We start from the raw sequence: 20,480 nt of genomic DNA on the forward strand, positions 1-20,480 counted from the left end.
CGGGTGCGAGGTCCGAGCCGGGTCCGCCGGGGTGGCAGACTGGGGCGGACCCGAAACGGGGGGCTTCGCGGGAACGTGATGTTCCTCTCAGGTTCCGCACAGATTCCGACGGCAACCGATCCAGGTTCCCCGCCGTCTGATGCCATTGAGGTGGCGCTCCGGGCGAGTGGGGCCCGGGCGGCTTCGAACCCGGATACGAGAACTTCATGCAACTGACAGGTACGCCATTCCTCATCTGCACGGTCGTCCTCGTGCCGGTCTCCATCGCGGTGGCGATGTGGTTCTGGGGCCGGGTCAAGGGCCCCAAGCCGGTGCGCGTCCTGTCCAGGCTCGCCATGATCGTGTTCTGCCAGGCCACCGCGGTGGTCATGGTCTTCGTCATGGTCAACAACGCCAACCTCATCTACGGCAGCTGGGACGACCTGCTCGGCACCGGCAACCACGTGCGGGCGGTGCCCCCCGTGCCGCCGCAGGAGCCCGCCGCGGGCGCCGGCCAGGGCGCGGCCCCGGCTGCGGCCGGGGGCGGGGGCGGCGCGCCGGCCGCCGACGCGGCGGCCCACCCGCCGGCCAACAAGGTCCAGCAGGCCTTCCGCGGCGTCGACGACCCCAAGGTGCCCGGCGACGTCCAGAAGACCGACCTCAAGGGCCAGCTGTCCGGCGTCGACGGCGAGGTGCTGGTCTGGCTGCCGCCGCAGTACAACGACCCGGCGTTCAAGGACAAGAAGTTCCCGGTGGTCGAGCTGATCCCCGGCTACCCGGGCTCCTCCTCCACCTGGTACGGCACCCTCAAGGTCTCCGAGCAGCTGAAGCCGCTGATGCAGCAGGGCAAGGTGGCGCCGTTCATCCTGGTCTCGCCGCGCACCCTGCTGCTGGGCAACCGCACCGACGCCGGCTGCACCGACGTGCCGGGCAAGGTCAACGCGGACACCTGGCTCACCCGGGACGTGCCGCAGATGATCCTGGACAACTTCCGGGCCGACCCGTCCGCCGACCGCTGGGCGATCGCCGGCTACTCGGCGGGCGCCCACTGCGCCGCCAAGCTCTCGCTCGCCCACCCGAACCGCTACCGGGCCGGCGTCAGCCTCTCGGGCTACAACGACCCGGCGACCGAGAAGGACTCGCTGGTCGGCAAGGACGCGAAGCTGCGCGAGGCCAACAACCCGGTCGCCATCGTGAAGGGCGCCGCCCAGCCGCCGAAGGTCGCGCTGTACGTCTCGGGCAACAAGGGCGACGGCTACGAGGACGGCCAGGCGATCGCCGCCGCCGCGAAGGCGCCCACCACCGTGCAGGTCGTCGAGACCACCGGGCCGCACTCCAGCGACGTGTGGAAGGACATGGTGCCGGGCGTCTTCGAGTGGCTCACCGGCATCATCCCGGCCCAGTAGCCGGCCCCCGCCCGTGACGGCGGCGGCCCCGGAGCCTCCGGCGCTCCGGGGCCGCCGTTGCTCACCCGCTCGCCTCACCCTTCGGCTCGGGACGGGGCGGCGTTACCCACCCGCTCGCCTCCGGGGCGGGGTGGCGCGCTCGGCCTCAGGCCAGTTCGAGCGCCAGGTAGAAGTCCACCCGGTCCTCCAGCCGGGACAGGTCGCGGCCCGTCAACTCCTCGATGCGGCCGATCCGGTAGCGCAGGGTGTTGACGTGGACGTGCAGCTGGGCGGCGCACCTGGTCCACGAGCCGTCCGAACGCAGGAACGCCTCCAGGGTGCGGACCAGGTCCCCCTGGTGCTCCAGGTCGTAGGCGATCACGGTGTCCAGCAGCCGGCCGCGGAAGGCCCGGCGGACCTCGTCGGGGACGGCCGCCAGCAGCAGCACGTGCGAGGCCAGCTCCTCCGGCCCGGCCACGCAGACCCGGCCGACCCGGGCGGCCGCGATCCGGCGGGCGTGCCGGGCCTCCTCCAGCGCGCCGCGCAGGCCCACCACCTCCCGGGTGGGGGCGGAGACGCCGAGGGTGATCCGGGCCTCCGGACCGAGCCCCGCCTCCAGCGGGGCGAGCAGTTCGCGCAGCCCCTCGGCCGGCACCGGGCCGTCCGGCGCGGGCATCAGCACCACCGCGCCGGTCCCGGCCCCGGCGACCAGCGCCCGGTCCGCGGCGCCGCCCAGCGCCTCCTCCAGGACGGCCCGCAGCGCGCCCTCGGGCAGGCCCGCGCCCTCGGCGCTGAGCACCAGCCAGGCCTCGTCCGCCGCCGGCGCCCCGGACCCGGGGCCCTCGTCGCGGGCGGTCATCGCCGAGGACGCGTACAGGGTGCGGCCGATCTCCGCCGGGTCGGCGTCGCGCCGCAGCAGGGCGAGCACCTCGTCGGCGAGGCGGCGGCGCAGCCGGCGGCCCTCGTCGCGGCGGTGGCGCTCGGCGGCGACCAGCCGGGCGAGGTTCTCGGCGAGCTGCTGGCGCTTGGCGGTCCACTCGGTGACGTCGCCGGCCACCGCGAGCACCCAGTCCGCCAGCGGGGAGGCGGCGTCCGGGGCGGCGGGCGCGGGCAGCAGCGAGTAGACGCCGGCCGCCAGGCGGGTCCGGTACGGGGGGCGGCGGCGCTGGCGCTGCGCCGTGAGGTGGGCGCGCACCAGCTGGTCGCGGTCCTCCGCGGGCAGCCGGTCGGCGGGACCTGCGATCACCGCGCCGGCCGGGGTGAGCACCCAGCAGTCGAGGTCGAGGTCGCCGCCGAGCAGGTCGAGGACGGCGTCCAGTCCCCCGCCGCCGGCCGCCGAGACCAGCATCCGGTGCCGGTCGACGAGCGCGGCCAGGTCGGCCGCCCGGTCGGCGGAGACCTGCCGGCCGACGAACTCGGTGACGGTGCCGAAGGCGATGTCGTCGGGCACGGCGAGCAGCGGCATCCGGTGCCGGCGGCAGGCCTCGACGAGGTCCTCGGGGACCGGGCCGACCTCGGCCTCGCCGGCCGCCAGGGCCACCGCGCCGCCGGCCGCCAGGGTGCGCACGAACCGCTCGGAGTCGGCCGGGGCGGTGCGCCAGAGCATGCCGGTGAGGACCAGCTCGCCGCCGTGCAGATACCGCCCGGGATCGTGCAGGTCCGTCGTCATCACCCCGCTGACCTGCCGGTCCAGCTCCTCCTCGGCCGCGAGCAGGCGCAGGCGCGGGGCGCCGGGGGCGAGCAGGTCACGGACACGCATTCCGCGGGCTCCTTAGGGGCTGGAGGTGGGGTGGGGTGGTCCGAGCGCTCGGTCCGCGGTCACAGTGTGCCCGAACATCCGTGCTCGGCGTCACGACCCGCGGGTGCCCGGATCGCGGGCCCGTGGCCCGGGGATCACGGCCGGATTACGGTCGTAGGGGGGAGCGCGCGGGCGGCCGGGCCGCGGCGACGTCCCGCACGCGGGCCCTTTAGAGGAACGTACAGGATGCCGGGCACCGCCGTGGCCGGGGCTCATGCCATCGGTGACTGCCGGCGCCCCGGTCGTCGCGGTTCACTGGCCGGACACCCCCGGACACGACCCCGGCCGGGCGGGAAGCACGTGAGGAGGCGTCCGCATGGAGTTCCTTCGCCCCGCCACCTGGGACGAGGCGCTCGCGGCGAAGGCCGGGCACCCGGACGCGCTGCCCCTCGCGGGCGGCACGGACGTCATGGTCGAGCTGAACTTCGACCTCCGCCGCCCGCCCGCGATCCTCGACCTGACCCGGGTCGGCGAGCTCACCGGCTGGTCGCGGGACGGCGCGGTGGTGCGGCTCGGCGCCGCCGTCCCCTACAGCCGGATCATCGCCGAGCTGTCCGGACCGCTGCCCGGCCTGACGCTGGCCGCCCGCACCGTCGGCTCCCCGCAGATCCGCAACCGGGGCACCGTCGGCGGCAACCTGGGCGCGGCCTCCCCCGCCGGCGACTGCCACCCGCCGCTGCTGGCCGCCGGCCGGGACGTGCTGGTCGAGGCGGCCTCGGTGCGCGGCACCCGGCTGATCCCGATCGACGCGTTCTACACCGGCGTGAAGCGCAACGCCCTGGCCGCCGACGAGCTGATCCGCGCCGTACGGATCCCCGCCGCCGACGGCCCCCAGCAGTTCTCCAAGGTCGGCACCCGCAACGCGATGGTGATCGCGGTCTGCGCCTTCGCCCTCGCCCTGCACCCGCGCACCGGCACCGTCGGCACCGGCATCGGCTCGGCCGCCCCCACCCCGCGCCGCGCCGTCGAGGCCGAGGACTACCTGGGCGCGGTGCTCGCCGAACGCGGCCTGTGGGAGAGCGGCGAGCCGCCGGACGCCGGGGTGCTGCGGCGCTTCGGCGAGCTGGTCACGGCCGCCGCCGACCCGATCGACGACGTCCGGGGCAGCGCCGGCTACCGGCGGCACGCGCTCGCCGTGATGGCGCGGCGCACGCTCACCTGGGCCTGGAACGACTACCGCCGGCAGATCAGGGGTGCGCCATGAGGGTCACGTTCACCGCCAACGGCAGGCCGGTCGAGGCCGACGACGTGTGGGAGGGCGAGAGCCTGCTGCACGTGCTGCGCGAACGCGTCGGCCTGCCCGGGTCCAAGAACGCCTGCGAGCAGGGCGAGTGCGGCTCCTGCACCGTCTACCTGGACGGCGTGCCGGTCTGCGCCTGCCTGGTCGCGGCCGGCCAGGCGCAGGGCCGCGAGGTGCGCACCGTCGAGGGCCTGGGCCCCGGGGACGGCGGCCTCGGCCTGGTCCAGCAGGCGTTCGTGGACGCCGGCGCCGTCCAGTGCGGCTTCTGCACCCCGGGCCTGCTGGTGCAGACCGACGCGCTGCTGGCCCGCGACCCGCGGCCGTCCGACGCCGACATCCGCGAGGCGCTGTCGGGCAACCTGTGCCGGTGCACCGGCTACGAGAAGATCATGGACGCGGTGCGGCTGGCGTCGGCCCGGGCGGGCGCCGGTAGGGAGGTGACCGGATGAACGCGCGCACCATCCAGGGCCAGAAGAACCTCCAGGCGATCCGGCAGAGCAGCACCCACGGCGTCGGCGGCTCGCCGCTGCGCCCGGACGGCACGCTGAAGGCGCGCGGCGAGTTCGCCTTCGCCTCCGACCTGTGGCACCAGGACATGCTCTGGGGAACGGCGCTGCGCTCGCCGCACCCCCGGGCGAACATCCTCTCCGTCGACGTCTCCGAGGCGCTCGCCGTGCCCGGGGTGGCCGCGGTGCTCACCCACGAGGACATCCCCGGTGCCAAGTACTACGGCCTGGAGATCGCCGACCAGCCCGCCCTGGCGATCGACCGGGTCCGCTACCACGGCGAGCCGGTCGCGCTGGTCGCCGCCGACCACCCGGAGACCGCCCGGCGCGCGGCCGGACGGATCAAGGTCGCGTACGAGGTGCTCACCCCGATCGTCACCGAGGAGCAGTGCCTCGACCCGCGGACCCACGGGTACGTGCACGAGCCGCACGAGTACAAGGCGCACGCGCACGGCAACATCTGCCACGAGCAGCGGCTGGTCTCCGGCCTCGGCGTCACCGACGAGGTGCGGGCGATGGCGGACGTGGTGGTGCGCGGCAGCTACGAGGTCGGCATGCAGGACCAGGCCTTCCTCGGCCCCGAGTCCGGACTGGCGGTACCCGCCGAGGACGGCGGCGTCGACCTCTACATCGCCACCCAGTGGCTGCACGTGGACCGCCGGCAGATGGCGCCGGTGCTCGGACTGCCGGAGGAGAAGGTCAGGCTCACCCTGGCCGGCGTCGGCGGGGCGTTCGGCGGCCGCGAGGACCTCTCGATGCAGATCCACGCCTGCCTGCTGGCGCTGCGCACCGGCCGCCCGGTCAAGATCGTCTACTCCCGGGACGAGTCGTTCTTCGGCCATGTGCACCGGCACCCGGCGCGGATGACCTACGAGCACGGCGCCACCCGGGACGGCCGGCTGGTCTACTCCGACGCCCGGATCGTGCTGGACGGCGGCGCGTACGCCTCCTCCTCGCCCGCCGTGGTCGGCAACGCCGCCTCGCTGGGGAACGGCCCGTACGTGATCCCGAACGTGCGGATGCACGCCCTCGCGCTGTACAGCAACAACCCGTCCTGCGGGGCGATGCGCGGCTTCGGCGCGGTGCAGGCGGCGTTCGGCTACGAGAGCCAGATGGACCGGCTGGCCGCCGAACTGGGCATGGACCGGTCGAGTTCCGGCGGCTCAACGCCGTGCGGCAGGGCGACCGGATGCCCACCGGCCAGGAGATCGACGCGCCGGCGCCGGTCGCCGACCTGCTGCGGCGGGTCAAGGACCTGCCGCTGCCGCCGCCCCTCGACCCCGACGACCCCGATCCGCGGCGGCTGCCCGGCGCGCTGTCCAACACCTCGCACGGCGAGGGCGTGGTGCGCGGCGTCGGCTACTCGGTCGGCATCAAGAACGTCGGCTACTCCGAGGGCTTCGACGACTACTCCACCGCCCGGGTGCGGCTGGAGGTGATCGGCGGCGAGCCGGTGGCCCTGGTGCACACCGCGATGGCCGAGGTCGGCCAGGGCGGCGTCACCGTGCACGCGCAGATCGCCCGCACCGAGCTGGGCGTCGAACAGGTGACCATCCACCCCGCCGACACCGGGGTCGGCTCGGCCGGTTCGACCTCCGCCTCCCGGCAGACCTACATGACGGGCGGCGCGGTCAAACTGGCCGCCGAGGCCGTCCGGCGGGAGCTGATCGAACGGGGCCGGCGCCGCTACGGCTGGACCGATCCCGACCTCGCGCTCGCCGGCGGCGCGGTCGTCTCCGCGTCCGGCGGCCCGCTGGTCCCGCCGGTCCCCCTGGTCCCACTGGCCGAGCTGGTCGGCGACGACCCGATCGAGCTGACCCGCGAGTACCACCACCGCCCGACCGTCCCGTTCGACAAGGAGACCGGGCAGGGCTTCGGCCACGTCCAGTACAGCTTCTGCGCCAACCGCGCGGTGGTCGACGTGGACGTGGAACTCGGCCTGGTCAAGGTGGTCGAGCTGGCCTCCGCCCAGGACGTCGGCAAGGCGCTCAACCCGGTGGCGGTGGCCGGCCAGATCCAGGGCGGCTGCGCCCAGGCGCTCGGGCTCGCGGTGATGGAGGAGATCGTCGTGCGGGACGGGAAGGTGCGCAACGCCTCCTTCACCGACTACCTGATCCCGACCATCCTGGACACCCCGCCGCTGCCGGTCGAGATCCTCGAACTGCCCGATCCGCACGCCCCGTACGGGCTGCGCGGGGCCGGCGAGGCGTCGACCGTCTCGGCCACGCCTTCCATCGTGGCGGCCATCCGGGACGCCACCGGGCTGGACCTGCGGCGGATCCCGGTCCGGCCGGAGCACCTGACCACCGAGCGGCCCGCGCAGCTGAGCGGCCCGGCGCCGAGCGGCCCGGCACCGAGCGACCCGGGCACCTGAGCACCGAGCGGCCCGGGCACCTGAGCACCGAGCGCGCGGCCACGGAGCGGCCGGGGAGCCCTGACGCCCCGTAGCATCGCCGCGGCACGGCCCGCCGGGAGTACCCGACCGCGGTACCGGATCGTTCTCCGTACGGCCCGGTACGGCGGCGCCCCGGTGGCCCGGTGCGCCTACCCTCGGAAGCGCAAAGGAGCTCCCGTCATGCAGGACATCGCCGAGCAGCTGCTGGCCTGGCACGCGTCCGGCCGCTCCTTCGCCGTGGCCACGGTGGTCGGCATCACCGGCAGCGCCCCGCGCGACCCGGGCGCCGCGCTCGCCGTCGACGCGGACGGCGAGGTCGTCGGCAGCGTCTCCGGCGGCTGCGTCGAGGGGGCCGTCTACGAGCTGTGCCGGGCCGCCCTGGCCTCCGGCGAGCCGGTGCTGGAACGGTTCGGCTACAGCGACGAGGACGCCTTCGCCGTCGGGCTGACCTGCGGCGGCGTCCTGGAGGTGCTCGTCCAGCCGGTCGTCCCCGGCGCGGACCCGGCGCTCGACGCCGGCCTCGCGCTGATCGCCGCCGGCACCCCCGTGGCGCTCGCCCGGGTGGTCGCCGGGTCCGCCGAGGCCGCCGGCCCCGCCGGGCTGCTGGGCCGCGCGGTCGCCGTCACCGCCGACACCCACCACGGCGCCCTGCCCCCGGCGCCGCTGCAGCGGGCCGTCGTCGCCGAGGCGCGCGCCATGCTCGACGCCGGCCGCACCGGCCGGCTCGTCCTCGGCCCCGACGGGCGCCCCTGCGACCCGCACGGGCGGGGCACCGTCACCCTGTTCGTCGAGTCCTACGTGCCCGCGCCCCGGATGCTGGTGTTCGGCGCGATCGACTTCGCCGCCGCGGTCGTCCGGATCGGCCGGTTCCTCGGCTACCGCGTCACCGTCTGCGACGCCCGGCCCGTCTTCGCCACCGCACGGCGCTTCCCCGACGCCGACGAGGTCGTCGTCGACTGGCCGCACCGCTACCTGGACTCCCAGCTGGACCGGCTGGACGGCCGCACGGTGCTCTGCGTGCTCACCCATGACGCCAAGTTCGACATCCCCCTGCTGGAACGCGCGCTGCGGCTGCCGCTCGGCTTCGTCGGCGCGATGGGCTCGCGCCGCACCCACCGCGAGCGCGCGGCCGGGCTGCGCGCGGCCGGGCTGACCGGCACCGAACTCGCCCGGCTGCACTCCCCCATCGGCCTCGACCTCGGCGCCCGCACCCCCGAGGAGACGGCCGTCTCGGTCGCCGCCGAGATCGTCGCCCACCGGCGGGGCGGCGGCTGCCTGCCGCTCAGCGCCGGCGACGGGCCGATCCACCACGATCCCGGGCCCGACCTCCCGTCCGACGTCGGGCACGACCCCGCGGCGGGCGGTGCGTCGGGCGGTGCGGGGGGCGGTGCGCCGGGCGGCGCGGGGGGCGGCGCGGGCCGGGTTCAGCTGACGACGTTGTAGGCCTCGCAGATCATCGGCGGGGCGGTCGCCATGCCCACCTCGCGCAGGATCGGCAGCAGCACCGCCGCGAAGTGCTCGAAGGCCTCCCGGGACTCCCAGACGTCGGTGACGTGCCAGCCCTCGCCGTCCGGCAGCGGACCGGCCGCGTGCAGCAGCAGGCCGCGCACCGGCCAGTCCTCGGGCCGGTTCAGCCCGGTGCCGCCGGTCAGCCGGTCCACCGACTCCTCGTACTGCTCCTGGGTGACCCCGGGGAGGTCGAACACCGCGATGATCGCCATGGGACGGCTCCTGTTCCTGCTCGCGCGGCTCACGCGCTCTCCGGCGACGGTCCGTCGTCGCCCGGTCGCCTCCAGTGCAGCCCGCGGTTCCGCGCGGCAGCCAACTCGGTACCGCCGAACGGGTGAATTGCGGGCCCCTCCGGACGGCGGGACGCTGGAGTCGAGGACTCGCCCGAGCCCGGGAAGGAGCACCGCCATGCGCGCGCTGCTGGAGATCGAACTCGACACCCAGACCGCCAACCGGGCCATCGCCGACGGCGCCATCACGGCCAGGTTCAACCAGATCATGGCCGACCTCCGGCCCGAGGCCGCCTACGCCTTCCCCCGCCACGGCCGGCGCTGCCAGATCGTCGTGGTCGACGTGCCCGACGAAGCGGCCGTCGTCAAGATCTGCGAACCGTTCTGGTTGGAGTTCAACGCCCACATCGACATGCACATCTGCATGACCCCGGACGATCTCCAGGAGGGTTTGGGCCGGTTGGACCGCTGAGCCCGCCCCCGTCCCGGGGGTGTCAGTCGGCGACCGCCAGCTTCACGCCGAACCCGACCACCACCACACCGGTCACCCGGTCCATCGCCCGGCGCGCCGCCGGGCGGCGCAGCCAGCCGCGCAGCGCCCGGGCGAAGCCCACCAGCACCACCGACCAGAGCAGCCCCTCCACCACGTGCACGCAGGTCAGCGCCACCCCGGCGGCGAAGTGCGGCGCCCCCGCCGGGATGAACTGCGGCAGCACCGCCACGTAGAAGACGCCCACCTTGGGGTTGAGCAGATTGGTCAGCAGGCCGCGCCGCCAGCCGGCCGCCAGGCCGCCAGCCGGGGCCTGCTCCTCCTCCGGTCCGTCCCCGGCCCCGTCCCCGGCCCCGTCCTTGACCCGGGCCCGGATCATCCCGATCCCCATCCACACCAGGTACGCGGCGCCCGCCCAGCGCAGCACCTCGTAGCCGATCCGCGAGGCGGTGAGCAGCGCCGTCACCCCGGCCGAGGTGAGCGCCCCCCAGAGCAGCGTGCCGGTCTGGATGCCGAGCACCACGCCCCACGCCTGCCGCCGATGGCCCAGCGCCGACGTCCGCAGGATCAGGGCGGTGTCCAGCCCCGGGGTGAGTGTCAGCAGCCCCACGACGAGGGCGAAGGACCAGAGGGCAGTCGTCATTTCCATGGACCCTCATCGTACGGGGGCGCCGATCGTCGGCCGGACCGGTTTTCCACCTGCGGTTTCGCAGGGACAGCCGCAGCGGGACAGCCGCGGCGGGACAGCCGCGGCGGGAGAGCGGGGGCGGGTCAGTCCAGCCGCCGCACCCGCTCGGCGACCCGGCGGCCCTCCTGCTCGGTCGGGTCGAACTCCACCCGCTGCCCCTCCGCGAGCACCCGGTCCGCGCCGGCCGCCGTCAGGATCGAGTCGTCGTACACGTACAGCGGCCGCCCGTCGTCGTCGGGGGTGATCAGACCGTACCCGAGGTTCACGTGGTAGGACTGCACGGTGCCGGTGGCCATCGGGTCTCCTCGGGTCCGGTGGTGGGCGCGTGGGCCGGAACACCCCCCCGGCCCCCATGATCGCTGCTGGACCGGCCGGGCGCGCGCCCGGCCCCGAACGGGAGGACGGGCCGCCGATGCGCACCGCCCGGGCGATCTCGCTGCTCCTGCTGCTCCAGGCCCGCCGCAGCATGACCGGCGCCGAACTGGCCGCCGAACTCGAGGTCTCCGAGCGCACCGTGCAGCGCGACGTCCTGGCGCTGGCCGAGGCCGGCGTCCCCGTGTACGCCGACCGCGGACGGGCCGGCGGCTACCGGCTGCTCGACGGCTACCGCACCCGGCTGACCGGCCTCGACCGCACCGAGGCCGAGGTCCTGCTGCTGTCCGGACTGCCCGGGCCGCTCGGGGACATGGGCCTCGCCGACCCGGCGCTCGCCGCCCGGCTCAAAGTGGCCGGCGAACTGGGCGAGGCGCCGGCCGCCGGAGCCCGGCGGTTCCACCTGGACGCGCCCGGCTGGTTCCGTGACGCGCCCGCGCCGCCGCTGCTGGCCGACGTCGCGCGGGCGGTGTGGGGCGGGCGGCTGCTGCGGGTGCGCTACCCGCGCCGCCCCGACGCCGACCCGCCGGCGGCCCCGGTCGAACGGGTGCTGCGGCCGTACGGGCTGGTGCTGAAGGCCGGCGCCTGGTACCTGGTCGCCCGCCCGGACGACGACGCCCCCGCGCCCGCCCACCGGGTCTACCGGGTCGACCGGCTGACCGCCGCCGAACCGCTGGCCGACCGGCCGTTCGAACGCGACGAGACCTTCGACCTCCCCGCGTTCTGGGACGCCAAGGCCGCCGAGTTCGCCCGCTCCCTGCTGCGCGAACGGGTGACCGTCCGGCTCAGCCCGCACGGCCTCGCCCGGCTGCCGCACCTGCTCGAACCGGCCGCCGTCCAGGAGGCGCTCGCCGGCGCCGGCGAGCCGGACGCCCACGGCCGGGTGACCGTCCGGCTCCCCGTCGAATCCCTGGACGTCGGCTACGAGGAGCTGCTGCGGCTGGGACCGGAGGCCGAAGTGCTCGAACCGCCCGCGCTGCGGCGCCGCCTCGCCGAGGCGGCGGCCCGCGCCGCCGCCCTCTACGGCCCCCCTCAGCGGTAGCCGGCCGGGTCCACCGGACCGTCCGCGCCCTCGACGTCCACCAGGTACCGGAAGGCGTCCGGGCGGCTGCCGTCCAGATCGGTGAACCCGTACTCCCGGGCCAGCCCGCCGCTGGAGTGCGAGGTGCCGTTGAACCGCGCCACCTCCGGGTCGGCGGCCAGCGCCACCACCGCGCGCCCGACGAACGCCGGGGACTCCGAGATGCCGAACTGCGGCTCGGCCGCCGTCGCCTCGCGCCACGTCTCCTCGGTCACCCCGAAGTGCTCCAGCATCAGCTCCGAGCGCATCCACCCCGGCGTCAGCGCCACCGCCGTCGCCCCGCGCGGACCCAGCTCGTGCCCCAGCGCGAAGGCCATCCGCAGCACGGCCGTCTTCGCCACGTCGTAGAAGAAGGAGTTCCGGTACCGGGGGCCGTTGTACTCGGCGGTGCCGTCCGTCATCTCCACCACCAGCCCGCCGGGGCGGCGCACCAGCAGCGGCAGCAGGTGGTGACTGGTGATCGCGTGCGTCTCGACCGCCAGCCGCAGCAGCCGCAGCCCCTTGTCCAGGTCGTGCTCCCAGACCGGACGGTCCCAGGCGAACAGCTGCTCCCCGCCCCAGATGTCGTTCACCAGGATGTCCAGCCCGCCCTGCTCGGCCTCCACCCGCGCGGCCACCGCCGCCACCTCGGCCGGCACCAGGTGGTCGGCGCGCACCGCGATGCCGTGCCCGCCCGCCGCCGTCACCAGCTCCGCCGTCTCCTCCAGGGTCTCCGGCCGCTGCCCGTACTCCCCCTGGTGCCCCTCGGCGCTGCGCCCCGTCCCGTACACCGTCGCCCCGGCGGCCCCGAGCGCCACCGCGATCCCCCGCCCGGCCCCCCGGGTGGCCCCCGCCACCACCGCGACCTTCCCCTTCAACGGCTGCTCCGTCATCCCTCACCCTTCCTCGCGCTCCACGGTGTCTCCACCCGTCGCCACCGATGCTCCCCCGGAATCCCGACACCTCCTGTCGGGATTCCGCCAGAACCTCGAACGGGAACCGTGGAACGATGACCGGGCACGCCGACGGATCATCGTCGGCGCGCAGAAGCCGAGGACCTCCGGAAGTGGCGGCCGTCCGTCAGTCCGCCGAGCCGGGCGGGATCACCCACCGGGTCGGCTGACCCGTCACAGCGGCGATCATGTCGTAGTCACCGTCGTAGTGCAGGACGGTCGCGCCGTGGCGCTCGGCCGTGGCCGCGATGACGAGGTCCGCCACCGAGAGGGCCCGCCAGTTGCCGGCGGCCGTGAGCAGGGCCTGGACCTCGATGGCCCGGTCCCACACTTCGTCCGGGGTCACCAGCCAGTCGAAGCCGGACAGGCCTTCGCGGATCCGGTCGGCGTCGGTCTTGGACCGCGCACTGTGCATGATCTCCAGCTCGACGGCACCGCAGAGCGCGAGCAGGCCTTCGTTGAACAGTCGATCGACCACCACCCGGACCGCCGGCTTGGAGTAGCGGGCGAAAGCCGACTTGTCGATCAGGAAGCGCTCACTCACCCTTTTCCACCGGTCCGGTGAGATCGGGCAGTCCGCCCTCGGCGAGCCAGGCGAGGAACTCCCTGCCCTTACGACGCTTGACCGCGTCCTCCAGGGCGGCATTGACGGTCGCGACCTTGGTCGACGTGCCGAAGATCTCCGCGGCCTCGGCCAACAGGGCGTCATTGACGTCTATCACGGTACGGGCCATGGTCGACCTCCCAGAAGCAGCACAGAGCATGCGATATCAGATTCAAGCCTATCCGATATCGCCGCGGCCCAGGGGCCGTCAGGTGACGTTGAGGCGGGCGGCGAGGCGGAGGAGGCCGGGGGCGAGGCGGCTGAGGAAGCGGGCGGCCTTGGCCTCGGGGGTGACGGGGACGACGGGCTTGTTGGTGCGGACGGCGGCGAGGATGGCGGTGGCGACCTTCTCCGGCGGGAAGCCGCGGCGGGCGTAGAGGCGGGCGGCGCGGTCCTGCTTGGCGGACTGCTCGTCGGCGGTGGTGGCGGAGAAGGTGGAGGTGCGGGTGATGTTGGTGTTGACGATGCCGGGGCAGATGGTGGAGACGCCGATGCCGTGGCCGGCGAGTTCGGCCCGCAGGCAGTCGGAGAGCATGAAGACCGCCGCCTTGCTGGTGGCGTAGGCGGTCAGCGCCTTGGACGGCAGGTAGGCGGCGGCGGAGGCGAGGTTGACGATGTGGCCGCCCTCGTCGCGGTCGGCCATCAGGGCGCCGAAGGCCCGGCAGCCGTGGATGACGCCCCAGAGGTTGACGTCCAGGACCCGCTGCCACTCCTTCTCGGTGGTCTCCAGGAAGGTCCCGGAGTGGCCGATGCCGGCGTTGTTGACGACCACGTCGGGCACGCCGTGCTCGGCGGCCACCTGCTGGGCGAAGGCGTCGACGGCGGCGCCGTCGCTGACGTCGACCCGGTAGGCGTACGCGGTCGGGCCGATCAGTGCGGCGAGTTCGGCGGTGCGGCGGGCCGCGTCGAGGTCGAGGTCGCAGACCACCACCCGGGCGCCCTCCTCGGCGAAGGCGAGCGCGGTGGCCCGGCCGATGCCGCTGCCGCCGCCGGTGATGACGACCAGCCGGCCGTCCTCGGGCGCGGCGGCGGACTTCCCCACGGCCTCGGCGGCCTCGCCGGCCTCGGTGCGGGCGACGTGTTCGCGGACCATTCCGGCCACGGTGGTTCCCTTCTCCAGCAGCGCGGACCAGTGGCCGGCGCGCAGCGTACGACGGGTCAGCCTGGGCACCCAGCGCTCCAGGCCCTCCGAGAGGTAGCCGCCGACGTAGCGGTCCTCGGTGAGGGTGATCAGCTGGACCGGCACCTCGGTGGGGCGTTCGCGCGGGTCGCGCAGGACGGGGCGCATGTTGGCCCGGTAGAACTCGATGCCGCGCACCGCGTCGCGCCGCAGGCTGGGCTGCGGGTGGTCCTCGCGCGGGGTGACGCCCTCCAGGTCGCGCAGCACCCGGGGCCAGGCGCGGGCCAGGCCGAGGCGCCAGACGCCGGGGGCGAGGTAGGGCAGGTGGAAGGCGGTGATGTACCAGGAGTGGAGCCCCTGGGTGAGCAGCTGCCTCAGGTGACGCGGGGTGGGGCGGCGCAGGCGCTCGCGCAGCCAGAAGCCCAGGTGGTCGAGGCAGGGCCCGGACATGGTGGTGTAGGAGGCGAGGCGGCGCTCGGCGCCGGGCGCGGTGACGGCCTCCCAGGACTGCAGCGACCCCCAGTCGTGGGCGACCACGTGCACCCGGCGGTCGGGGCTGACCGCGTCGGCGACGGCGAGCAGGTCGGCGGCGAGCCGCTCCAGGCGGTAGCCGGCCCGGTCGGCGGGGACGCCGGAGGCGCCGGCGCCGCGCACGTCGTAGCGGACCACGTGGTGGTCGCGGGCGAGGTCGGCGGCGACGTCGTCCCAGACGGCGTGGGTGTCGGGGTAGCCGTGGACCAGCAGGACGGTGGGCGCGCCCGGGTCGCCCTGCTCGTGGACGGCGAGCGGCAGGCCCGCGGAGTGGACCGTGCGGCGGCGGGTGGGGGTGCTCATCGGGCGGCTCCCTCGGGGGCGGCGGGCGCGGTCTCGGCGGCGGGGTTCGCGGTCGCGGTCCCCGTCGTGGTGGGGGCAGTATTCCAGCGGCGGACGTGCGGGAGGTCGTCGTCGAGCCAGTAGGCGTCGTCCTCCGTCACCACCAGCAGCTCCTCGAACTTGATGCCGGTCTCGCGGAACCCGATGTGCGGCTCCACCGCCCACAGGCCGGGGGTGGGCGCGTGCCGGGAGGAGCGGCCGTCCGCCCAGAGCGGGGAACGGCCGTGCAGGCGCTCGCTGATGAGTTCGCGCCCGAGCGTCTGGAGGGTGCGCACGCCGAAGCCGAAGACGTTCACCCCGGCCGGGCCCCGGGCCGTCATCCGGGTGACCTGATGGCCGATCACCCGGCCCGGGTAGACCCGGTGGCGGTTGTCGTAGCCGTGCGCCTCGATCTGCGCGTCGACGGCCGCGTACACCTCGGCGAGCGGCTTGCGGGCGCGGACCTCGGCGAGGATCAGCTCGCGGTAGACCCGCAGGTCGGCGGCGAGGCGGTCCCAGACGCGGTTCTCTCCGACCTTGCCGCCGTAGCCGATGTCGGCGGTGTAGCCGTCGACGACGGGCGCGCAGTCCAGCACGTACGGCATGCCCTCCTGAAGGCGGCGGTTGCCGGCGAAGAACTGCAGCGGGGTGTGGAAGTGGCGGAACGCCGTCCGGTCGCCGAACCAGGCGAAGGGGACGTGGAAGAAGTCCTGTACGCCGGCGGCGACCAGACGGCGGCGCAGCTCGGCGGTGGTCTGGCGTTCGGTGACGCCGGGTTCGATCCAGGCGGCGACCTGCTCGGCGCAGTCGTAGGCGAGCTGCTGGGTCTCCCGGAAGCGGGCGAGGTCGCGCTCGGTGAACGGGAAGGCGGGGGTGCGCGGCACGGCGAGGCTCCTTCTACGGGCTACTGGCTACGGGCTACTGGCTACGGGGCGCGGGTCGCTGGTCGCTACAGGTCGAGGACGAGGGTCTCGCCCTCGGCGGCGCGGGAGACGCAGGGCAGCAGGGCGCCGGCGGCGTGCTGGTCGGGGGTGAGGCGGCGGTCGCGGTGCTCGGCGGTGCCGGCCAGCAGGCGGACCTCGCAGGTGCCGCAGAAGCCCTGCCGGCAGGAGTAGGCGAGGTCGGGGCGGGCCTCGCGGAGCACGTCCAGGGCGGAACGGTCGGCGGGGACGGCCAGGTCGGGGCCGTCGGAGCCGAGGCGGACGGTGAACGGCTCGCCGTCGGTGACCGGGGCGGCGCCGAAGCGTTCGAAGTGCAGGGCGGCGGCGGGCGAGGCGTCCAGGGCCTGCCGCACGGCGGCGAGCATCGGGGCCGGGCCGCAGCAGTAGACGGCGGCGCCGCGCGGGGCGTGGGCGAGCAGTTCGGCGCCGGTGGGCGGGCCGCCGTGCTCGTCGTCGGTGCGCAGGTGGACCCGGTGCGGGTCGAGGGCGCGCAGCTCGGTGGCGAAGGGGAGGGTGTCGGCGCTGCGGCCGGTGTGGACCAGCCGCCAGTCCAGGCCGTGCCGCTGGGCCTCGCGGGCCATCGGGAGCAGCGGGGTGACGCCGATGCCGCCGGCCAGCAGCAGGACGGCCGGCTCGGCGCAGAAGGCGAAGCCGTTGCGCGGGCGGCGGGCGGTGAGCCGGGTGCCGGGGTGGATGTCGTCGTGGACCTCGACGGAGCCGCCGCCCCCGTCGGACAGGCGGCGCACCGCGATCCGGTAGGCGGCCCGGTCGGCGGGGTCGCTGCAGAGCGAGTAGTGGCGTTCGCGGCCGGAGGGGAGGGTGAGGCGCAGGTGGGCGCCCGGCTGCCAGGGCGGGAGGAGGCCGCCGGAGGGGTCGGCGAGCGTCAGTTCGACGGCGTCGGCGGCGACGGTGCGGCGGGCGGTGACGACCAGCTGGAGCGCCGGCGCGGGGCGGCCGAGCGGGCGCCGGGGGTTGCGGCGCAGCAGCGGGCCGCCGAGGGCGGGACTGTAGCGGTCCCCGAACGCGGTGAGGAAGCGGAAGAACTTGTCGGCGCGCGGGCGGCCGTAGAGGTCGGGGGGCGGGGTGCGCAGGTCCATCCGGCGGGGTCCTTGGGGGCTCGGGCGGTACGGGCTCGGGGTCCTGAGTGGGGGCGGCGCGCTGAGGACTGACGACTGACAATTGACAGCTGACAGATTTCAGCTGACGGATAACAGATGACAGATAACGTCAGCTGTCATCCGTCAGCCGTTATCCGTTCTCAGTCAGCTGTCAGCTGTCAGCTGTCAGTCGTCCGTCGTCAGCCGTTCCGCCCGGCGGCGGCGCGGGCGGCCGGGGAGGTCGCGAGGTAGCCGAGGGCCTGGCTGGAGGAACCCTCCTGGCTGGGGTGGTAGCCGGGCCGCAGGTAGCGCAGGCCGGAGCGGAGCGACCCGACCGGGTCGGGCAGCAGACCGCGCCGGGCGATCCGGCCGGCCTCGCGCCAGGTCGGTTTGAGCCGACCGTCGAGGCTGGGGTCGGCGGCGAGCAGGAAGCGGGCGCCGCGCACCCAGAGGTGGACCAGCAGCGGCCCGGAGATCAGCATGCCGCGGATCCGGCGCGCGTAGCCGGGGTCGAGGTGGACCATCAGGTCGAAGGCGACGCTGCGGTGCTCGACCTCCTCGGCGCCGTGCCAGCGCAGCAGGTCGAGCATCGTCGGGTCGGCCTTCGCGCGGTCCAGGCCCGGGGAGTTGAGCGCCCAGTTGCCGAGGAAGGCGGTGAAGTGCTCGATCGCCGCGACGAAGGCGACCCGCTCGATGACGTTCTCGCGCCGGCGGGCGGCGGACAGTCCGGGCTTGTCGCCGAGGACCCGCTGGAACAGCCAGGCGATCTGGCGCACGTACGGGCGCGGGTCGAGGCCCTGGCCGAGCAGGTGGTCGAGGACCTCCTGGTGCGCTTCGGCGTGGATGGCCTCCTGGCCGATGAACCCCAGGACCTCCTCGCGCAGTTGCTCGTCGCGGACCAGTGGCAGGGCCTCCTTGAAGACCTTGACGAACCAGCGCTCGCCCTCGGGCAGCAGCAGGTGCAGGACGTTGATGACGTGGGTGGCCATCGGCTCGTCCGGGATCCAGTGCAGCGGCAGGCCGGCCCAGTCGAAGCGGACGTCGCGGGGCTCCAGGACGAGGCCCTCGTGCACCCGGGCGGCGGGCGCGGCGAGGGCGGGGACGGGGGTGGGGCTGGGCATGGGAGGGCCCTCCTGACCTGCGGGTGGCGGCTCGACCCGGCTCAACGTACTCGCGGGTAGCCCGCGCCACAAGGGTTTCGGTGAGCCTTATCGACATCGAGTCTAATAAGTGGCGCTGCGCCGCACACCGCCGCCGGAGCGCGGCCCCGGAAACGCGAAGACCCCGCCGAAGCGGGGCCAGGGGCACGCTGTGGACCGGTCAGACCGCCATCGCGAGCATCAGCGGCGCGGCGCGGGCGGCGAGCAGTTCGGCCGCCGCCTTCAGCCGGTACACATTGTCGACCGGCATCGAGGTGGCCAGGCAGCCGACCGTGCTGCCGGCGGTCACCGGCACGGCCGCGCAGACCGTGCCGAGCGCGTACTCCTGGATGTCCAGCATCGGCACGGTGGCCGGCTGGCGCTCCAGGCGGTGCATCAGCTGGTCGGCGTCGGTGACCGTCCGCGAGGTGAGCCGGGCCACCGGGTGGCGGGACAGGTGGTCCCGGCGGGCGTCGTGGTCGAGCTGGCTGAGCAGGCACTTGCCGATCGCGCTGGCGTGCGCGGTGGCCCGGAAGTCCACCCACTCCTGCACCGCCGGCGCGCCCTCGGACGCCGAGACCGCCTCCACCGACAACTCCCCGTCGTGATAGCGGCCGAAGTACACCGCGGCGCCCAACTCGTCCCGCAGCTCGGCGAGTTTGCTGTCCAGCCGGGCGCGGACCAGCTGTTCCCGGTTGTGCTGGCCGAGCAGCGCGAAGGTCCCGCCGAGCACCCAACCGCCGTCCTGGCAGAGCAGATAGCCCTCGACCTCCAGGATCTCCGCGAGCCGGCGAACCGTGGGCAGCCCCAGGGACGTCTCCCTCGCCAGGGTGACCAGGGTGGCGCCGCCGGGGTGCCGGTCGACCGCCTCCAGCAGTCTGAGGGCGTGCTGCAGGGAGGTGAACGCACCGGGCACGCCCTGCTCCGGTACGGCGTGACGGCCCGGGGCTGGTGTCGACATGTCGTCCCCTTCCGATGTCCCCCCGCGGCGTGACCGGCGGGTAGGGTCCAGCCTATCGACCACCGGACGCCGCCAACGCCTCCTTCGCGGGAATCACGAGCAGGCGCGGTGAAACACTTGACTGGCATATGCCTCACCGCGCCCCCTCCTACCCCCTTACGGCCAGGCGGTGATCAGCAGTGCGGGACCGCCGGGTCGTTGCTGCCGGTGTAGACCCAGGCGTCCGGAACCGCGAGAGTGCGGAAGGTGAAGCCCGAGCCGCCGGCGCCCGGCCACTCGTAGAACTCCACCTTGTCCCAGATCGTGCTGGTGCCCCACGGCCCCTGCACTGCCGGGCCGCTGAGCCAGCAACTGATCGACAGACCCGTGTTGTACGGGAACGCCGTGAACTTCTCGTCCGACCAGGCGACCTCCGGACGCCCGTCGTAGAAACGGGACCACAGGCCGTCGGTGGCCGCCACACAGCCGTTCCACGAGATCCACGGACGGTCGCTGGCGCGCCCGCCGATCGCACCGCACCCGTCGGCCGCCCGGGCCGTACCCGTTCCGCTCGCGATCCCGCCGGTCACCAGGCCGGCCGACAGGGCCACGGCGGCCAGCGCCTTCCTCACCCGCATGTCAACTCCTCCGTTCCGTCGCGACGTTCGCCGCGTCCGACGGCACCCAGTCCAGCAGCGAGCGGCCCTCCCGGACCAGGCCCCACAGGCCCCTGGTGACCAACGATGGACAGGGCCCCCACCGCGCACGTGGTGGCCTTGACGTGGCCGGACAACGGTGAACAATCGGACAGTGCCGGCAGCGCCACGATCCCCGGGGGTCGCAACGATGGCACGCAGACAGGCTCCGCTGGAGGGTGACGGCGCGGCGGCGCGGTTCGCCGAACGACTGCGCGAGGTGCGGCGGGAGTCGGGGCTGACCCTGCGCCGGCTCGCCGCCGTCTCGGGCTACTCGCACTCCACCCTGTCCCTCGCCGAGAGCGGCCGGCGACTGCCCTCCTGGGACGTCACCGAGGCCTTCGTCCAGGCCTGCGGGCGCACGGACGTCGACCGCTGGCGGGGGTGGTGGGAGGCGGCCGAGGAACAGTGCTCGGCCGCCCGACCGGCCAGGCCCGAGCCGGAACCGGGACCGGAGCCCGGGAGCGGGGCGCCCTAGCCGGTGGTC

Annotated in this window: 20 protein-coding genes and 1 pseudogene; 8 read left to right on the forward strand and 13 right to left on the reverse strand. The window is 74.8% G+C overall.

Annotation, left to right across the window (positions count from 1 at the left end; all coding sequences use genetic code 11):
- The first annotated feature begins 206 nt into the window (after nt 1-206).
- Complete coding sequence (locus ABTX81_RS09725) at nt 207-1,385, forward strand: alpha/beta hydrolase (protein ID WP_350542692.1); 1,179 nt, start codon at nt 207-209, stop codon at nt 1,383-1,385.
- A 145-nt stretch (nt 1,386-1,530) separates the two neighbouring features.
- Here the strand turns inward: ABTX81_RS09725 and ABTX81_RS09730 are convergent, their stop codons facing one another.
- A complete protein-coding gene (locus tag ABTX81_RS09730) occupies nt 1,531-3,123 on the reverse strand; it encodes a PucR family transcriptional regulator (protein WP_350542693.1) in 1,593 nt (530 codons plus the stop codon).
- Nucleotides 3,124-3,478: 355 nt separating this feature from the next.
- Here ABTX81_RS09730 and ABTX81_RS09735 point away from each other — a divergent pair, with 355 nt between their 5' ends.
- From ABTX81_RS09735 to ABTX81_RS09750, 4 genes and pseudogenes are all read left to right on the forward strand, one after another.
- A complete protein-coding gene (locus tag ABTX81_RS09735; protein WP_350542694.1) occupies nt 3,479-4,366 on the forward strand; it encodes an FAD binding domain-containing protein in 888 nt (295 codons plus the stop codon).
- Nucleotides 4,363-4,851, forward strand: coding sequence for a (2Fe-2S)-binding protein (locus ABTX81_RS09740; protein WP_350542695.1), 489 nt, complete (start codon nt 4,363-4,365; stop codon nt 4,849-4,851). Before ABTX81_RS09735 ends, ABTX81_RS09740 begins: the two co-directional genes overlap by 4 nt.
- Nucleotides 4,848-7,282 (forward strand): annotated as a pseudogene (pucD, locus tag ABTX81_RS09745) (xanthine dehydrogenase subunit D). The gene ABTX81_RS09740 and the pseudogene pucD overlap by 4 nt, the downstream one beginning before the upstream one ends.
- Nucleotides 7,283-7,483: 201 nt before the next feature.
- On the forward strand, nt 7,484-8,746 hold the full coding sequence (locus ABTX81_RS09750) for an XdhC family protein (protein ID WP_350542696.1): 1,263 nt from the start codon (nt 7,484-7,486) through the stop codon (nt 8,744-8,746).
- Here ABTX81_RS09750 and ABTX81_RS09755 read toward each other — a convergent pair.
- Nucleotides 8,728-9,024, reverse strand: a complete 297-nt coding sequence (locus ABTX81_RS09755) for a hypothetical protein (RefSeq protein WP_350542697.1) — start codon at nt 9,022-9,024, stop codon at nt 8,728-8,730. The two genes, ABTX81_RS09750 and ABTX81_RS09755, sit on opposite strands and share 19 nt — an antisense overlap.
- Nucleotides 9,025-9,220: 196 nt before the next feature.
- Here ABTX81_RS09755 and ABTX81_RS09760 point away from each other — a divergent pair, with 196 nt between their 5' ends.
- Nucleotides 9,221-9,514: a hypothetical protein gene (locus ABTX81_RS09760; RefSeq protein ID WP_350542698.1), complete on the forward strand. Its 294-nt coding sequence runs from the start codon at nt 9,221-9,223 to the stop codon at nt 9,512-9,514.
- Nucleotides 9,515-9,536: 22 nt separating this feature from the next.
- Here the strand turns inward: ABTX81_RS09760 and ABTX81_RS09765 are convergent, their stop codons facing one another.
- On the reverse strand, nt 9,537-10,181 hold the full coding sequence (locus ABTX81_RS09765) for a LysE family translocator (RefSeq protein ID WP_350542699.1): 645 nt from the start codon (nt 10,179-10,181) through the stop codon (nt 9,537-9,539).
- 122 nt (nt 10,182-10,303) lie between these two features.
- Nucleotides 10,304-10,516, reverse strand: coding sequence for a cold-shock protein (locus ABTX81_RS09770; RefSeq protein ID WP_350542700.1), 213 nt, complete (start codon nt 10,514-10,516; stop codon nt 10,304-10,306).
- Between the two features lie 116 nt (nt 10,517-10,632).
- Between ABTX81_RS09770 and ABTX81_RS09775 the strand changes: the two genes are divergently transcribed.
- Complete coding sequence (locus ABTX81_RS09775) at nt 10,633-11,634, forward strand: helix-turn-helix transcriptional regulator (protein ID WP_350542701.1); 1,002 nt, start codon at nt 10,633-10,635, stop codon at nt 11,632-11,634.
- On the opposite strand, the gene ABTX81_RS09780 is transcribed toward ABTX81_RS09775, so the two are convergent.
- The 9 genes from ABTX81_RS09780 to ABTX81_RS09820 all read right to left on the reverse strand — a co-directional run bounded on the left by ABTX81_RS09780 (nt 11,625) and on the right by ABTX81_RS09820 (nt 19,936).
- Nucleotides 11,625-12,545: an SDR family oxidoreductase gene (locus ABTX81_RS09780; protein ID WP_350542702.1), complete on the reverse strand. Its 921-nt coding sequence runs from the start codon at nt 12,543-12,545 to the stop codon at nt 11,625-11,627. The genes ABTX81_RS09775 and ABTX81_RS09780 overlap by 10 nt on opposite strands.
- 187 nt (nt 12,546-12,732) lie before the next feature.
- Nucleotides 12,733-13,149: a PIN domain nuclease gene (locus ABTX81_RS09785; RefSeq protein ID WP_350542703.1), complete on the reverse strand. Its 417-nt coding sequence runs from the start codon at nt 13,147-13,149 to the stop codon at nt 12,733-12,735.
- On the reverse strand, nt 13,142-13,339 hold the full coding sequence (locus tag ABTX81_RS09790; protein ID WP_350542704.1) for a type II toxin-antitoxin system VapB family antitoxin: 198 nt from the start codon (nt 13,337-13,339) through the stop codon (nt 13,142-13,144). The genes ABTX81_RS09785 and ABTX81_RS09790 overlap by 8 nt, the downstream gene beginning before the upstream one ends.
- Before the next feature lie 78 nt (nt 13,340-13,417).
- Complete coding sequence (locus tag ABTX81_RS09795) at nt 13,418-15,163, reverse strand: SDR family oxidoreductase (protein ID WP_350542705.1); 1,746 nt, start codon at nt 15,161-15,163, stop codon at nt 13,418-13,420.
- Nucleotides 15,160-16,065 carry a M24 family metallopeptidase gene (locus ABTX81_RS09800; protein ID WP_350542706.1) on the reverse strand — a complete coding sequence of 302 codons (906 nt, stop codon included), beginning with the start codon at nt 16,063-16,065 and terminating at the stop codon, nt 15,160-15,162. The genes ABTX81_RS09795 and ABTX81_RS09800 overlap by 4 nt, the downstream gene beginning before the upstream one ends.
- Nucleotides 16,066-16,130: 65 nt before the next feature.
- Complete coding sequence (locus ABTX81_RS09805; protein ID WP_350542707.1) at nt 16,131-17,219, reverse strand: PDR/VanB family oxidoreductase; 1,089 nt, start codon at nt 17,217-17,219, stop codon at nt 16,131-16,133.
- A gap of 200 nt (nt 17,220-17,419) precedes the next feature.
- Nucleotides 17,420-18,340, reverse strand: a complete 921-nt coding sequence (locus ABTX81_RS09810) for a metal-dependent hydrolase (protein ID WP_350542708.1) — start codon at nt 18,338-18,340, stop codon at nt 17,420-17,422.
- A gap of 199 nt (nt 18,341-18,539) precedes the next feature.
- On the reverse strand, nt 18,540-19,319 hold the full coding sequence (locus ABTX81_RS09815) for an IclR family transcriptional regulator (protein WP_350542709.1): 780 nt from the start codon (nt 19,317-19,319) through the stop codon (nt 18,540-18,542).
- 173 nt (nt 19,320-19,492) lie between these two features.
- Nucleotides 19,493-19,936: a hypothetical protein gene (locus ABTX81_RS09820; protein ID WP_350542710.1), complete on the reverse strand. Its 444-nt coding sequence runs from the start codon at nt 19,934-19,936 to the stop codon at nt 19,493-19,495.
- A 208-nt stretch (nt 19,937-20,144) separates the two neighbouring features.
- Here ABTX81_RS09820 and ABTX81_RS09825 point away from each other — a divergent pair, with 208 nt between their 5' ends.
- Nucleotides 20,145-20,471 carry a helix-turn-helix domain-containing protein gene (locus tag ABTX81_RS09825; RefSeq protein WP_350542711.1) on the forward strand — a complete coding sequence of 109 codons (327 nt, stop codon included), beginning with the start codon at nt 20,145-20,147 and terminating at the stop codon, nt 20,469-20,471.
- The last annotated feature ends 9 nt before the right edge of the window (nt 20,472-20,480 follow it).

Origin of the sequence: Kitasatospora sp. NPDC097605, assembly GCF_040302725.1 — a bacterium.
Taxonomy (GTDB): domain Bacteria; phylum Actinomycetota; class Actinomycetes; order Streptomycetales; family Streptomycetaceae; genus Kitasatospora.

Excerpts from the sequence above, each read along its gene's own strand:
- ABTX81_RS09760 (WP_350542698.1), top strand. The coding sequence starts at position 9,221 with ATGCGCGCGCTGCTGGAGATCGAACTCGACACCCAGACCGCCAACCGG.
- ABTX81_RS09740 (WP_350542695.1), top strand. The coding sequence starts at position 4,363 with ATGAGGGTCACGTTCACCGCCAACGGCAGGCCGGTCGAGGCCGACGAC.
- ABTX81_RS09725 (WP_350542692.1), top strand. The coding sequence starts at position 207 with ATGCAACTGACAGGTACGCCATTCCTCATCTGCACGGTCGTCCTCGTG.
- ABTX81_RS09775 (WP_350542701.1), top strand. The coding sequence starts at position 10,633 with ATGCGCACCGCCCGGGCGATCTCGCTGCTCCTGCTGCTCCAGGCCCGC.
- ABTX81_RS09815 (WP_350542709.1), bottom strand. The coding sequence starts at position 19,319 with ATGTCGACACCAGCCCCGGGCCGTCACGCCGTACCGGAGCAGGGCGTG.
- ABTX81_RS09755 (WP_350542697.1), bottom strand. The coding sequence starts at position 9,024 with ATGGCGATCATCGCGGTGTTCGACCTCCCCGGGGTCACCCAGGAGCAG.
- ABTX81_RS09825 (WP_350542711.1), top strand. The coding sequence starts at position 20,145 with ATGGCACGCAGACAGGCTCCGCTGGAGGGTGACGGCGCGGCGGCGCGG.
- ABTX81_RS09805 (WP_350542707.1), bottom strand. The coding sequence starts at position 17,219 with ATGGACCTGCGCACCCCGCCCCCCGACCTCTACGGCCGCCCGCGCGCC.
- ABTX81_RS09770 (WP_350542700.1), bottom strand. The coding sequence starts at position 10,516 with ATGGCCACCGGCACCGTGCAGTCCTACCACGTGAACCTCGGGTACGGT.
- ABTX81_RS09790 (WP_350542704.1), bottom strand. The coding sequence starts at position 13,339 with ATGGCCCGTACCGTGATAGACGTCAATGACGCCCTGTTGGCCGAGGCC.
- ABTX81_RS09795 (WP_350542705.1), bottom strand. The coding sequence starts at position 15,163 with ATGAGCACCCCCACCCGCCGCCGCACGGTCCACTCCGCGGGCCTGCCG.
- ABTX81_RS09780 (WP_350542702.1), bottom strand. The coding sequence starts at position 12,545 with ATGACGGAGCAGCCGTTGAAGGGGAAGGTCGCGGTGGTGGCGGGGGCC.
- ABTX81_RS09820 (WP_350542710.1), bottom strand. The coding sequence starts at position 19,936 with ATGCGGGTGAGGAAGGCGCTGGCCGCCGTGGCCCTGTCGGCCGGCCTG.
- ABTX81_RS09730 (WP_350542693.1), bottom strand. The coding sequence starts at position 3,123 with ATGCGTGTCCGTGACCTGCTCGCCCCCGGCGCCCCGCGCCTGCGCCTG.
- ABTX81_RS09765 (WP_350542699.1), bottom strand. The coding sequence starts at position 10,181 with ATGGAAATGACGACTGCCCTCTGGTCCTTCGCCCTCGTCGTGGGGCTG.
- ABTX81_RS09810 (WP_350542708.1), bottom strand. The coding sequence starts at position 18,340 with ATGCCCAGCCCCACCCCCGTCCCCGCCCTCGCCGCGCCCGCCGCCCGG.
- ABTX81_RS09750 (WP_350542696.1), top strand. The coding sequence starts at position 7,484 with ATGCAGGACATCGCCGAGCAGCTGCTGGCCTGGCACGCGTCCGGCCGC.
- ABTX81_RS09735 (WP_350542694.1), top strand. The coding sequence starts at position 3,479 with ATGGAGTTCCTTCGCCCCGCCACCTGGGACGAGGCGCTCGCGGCGAAG.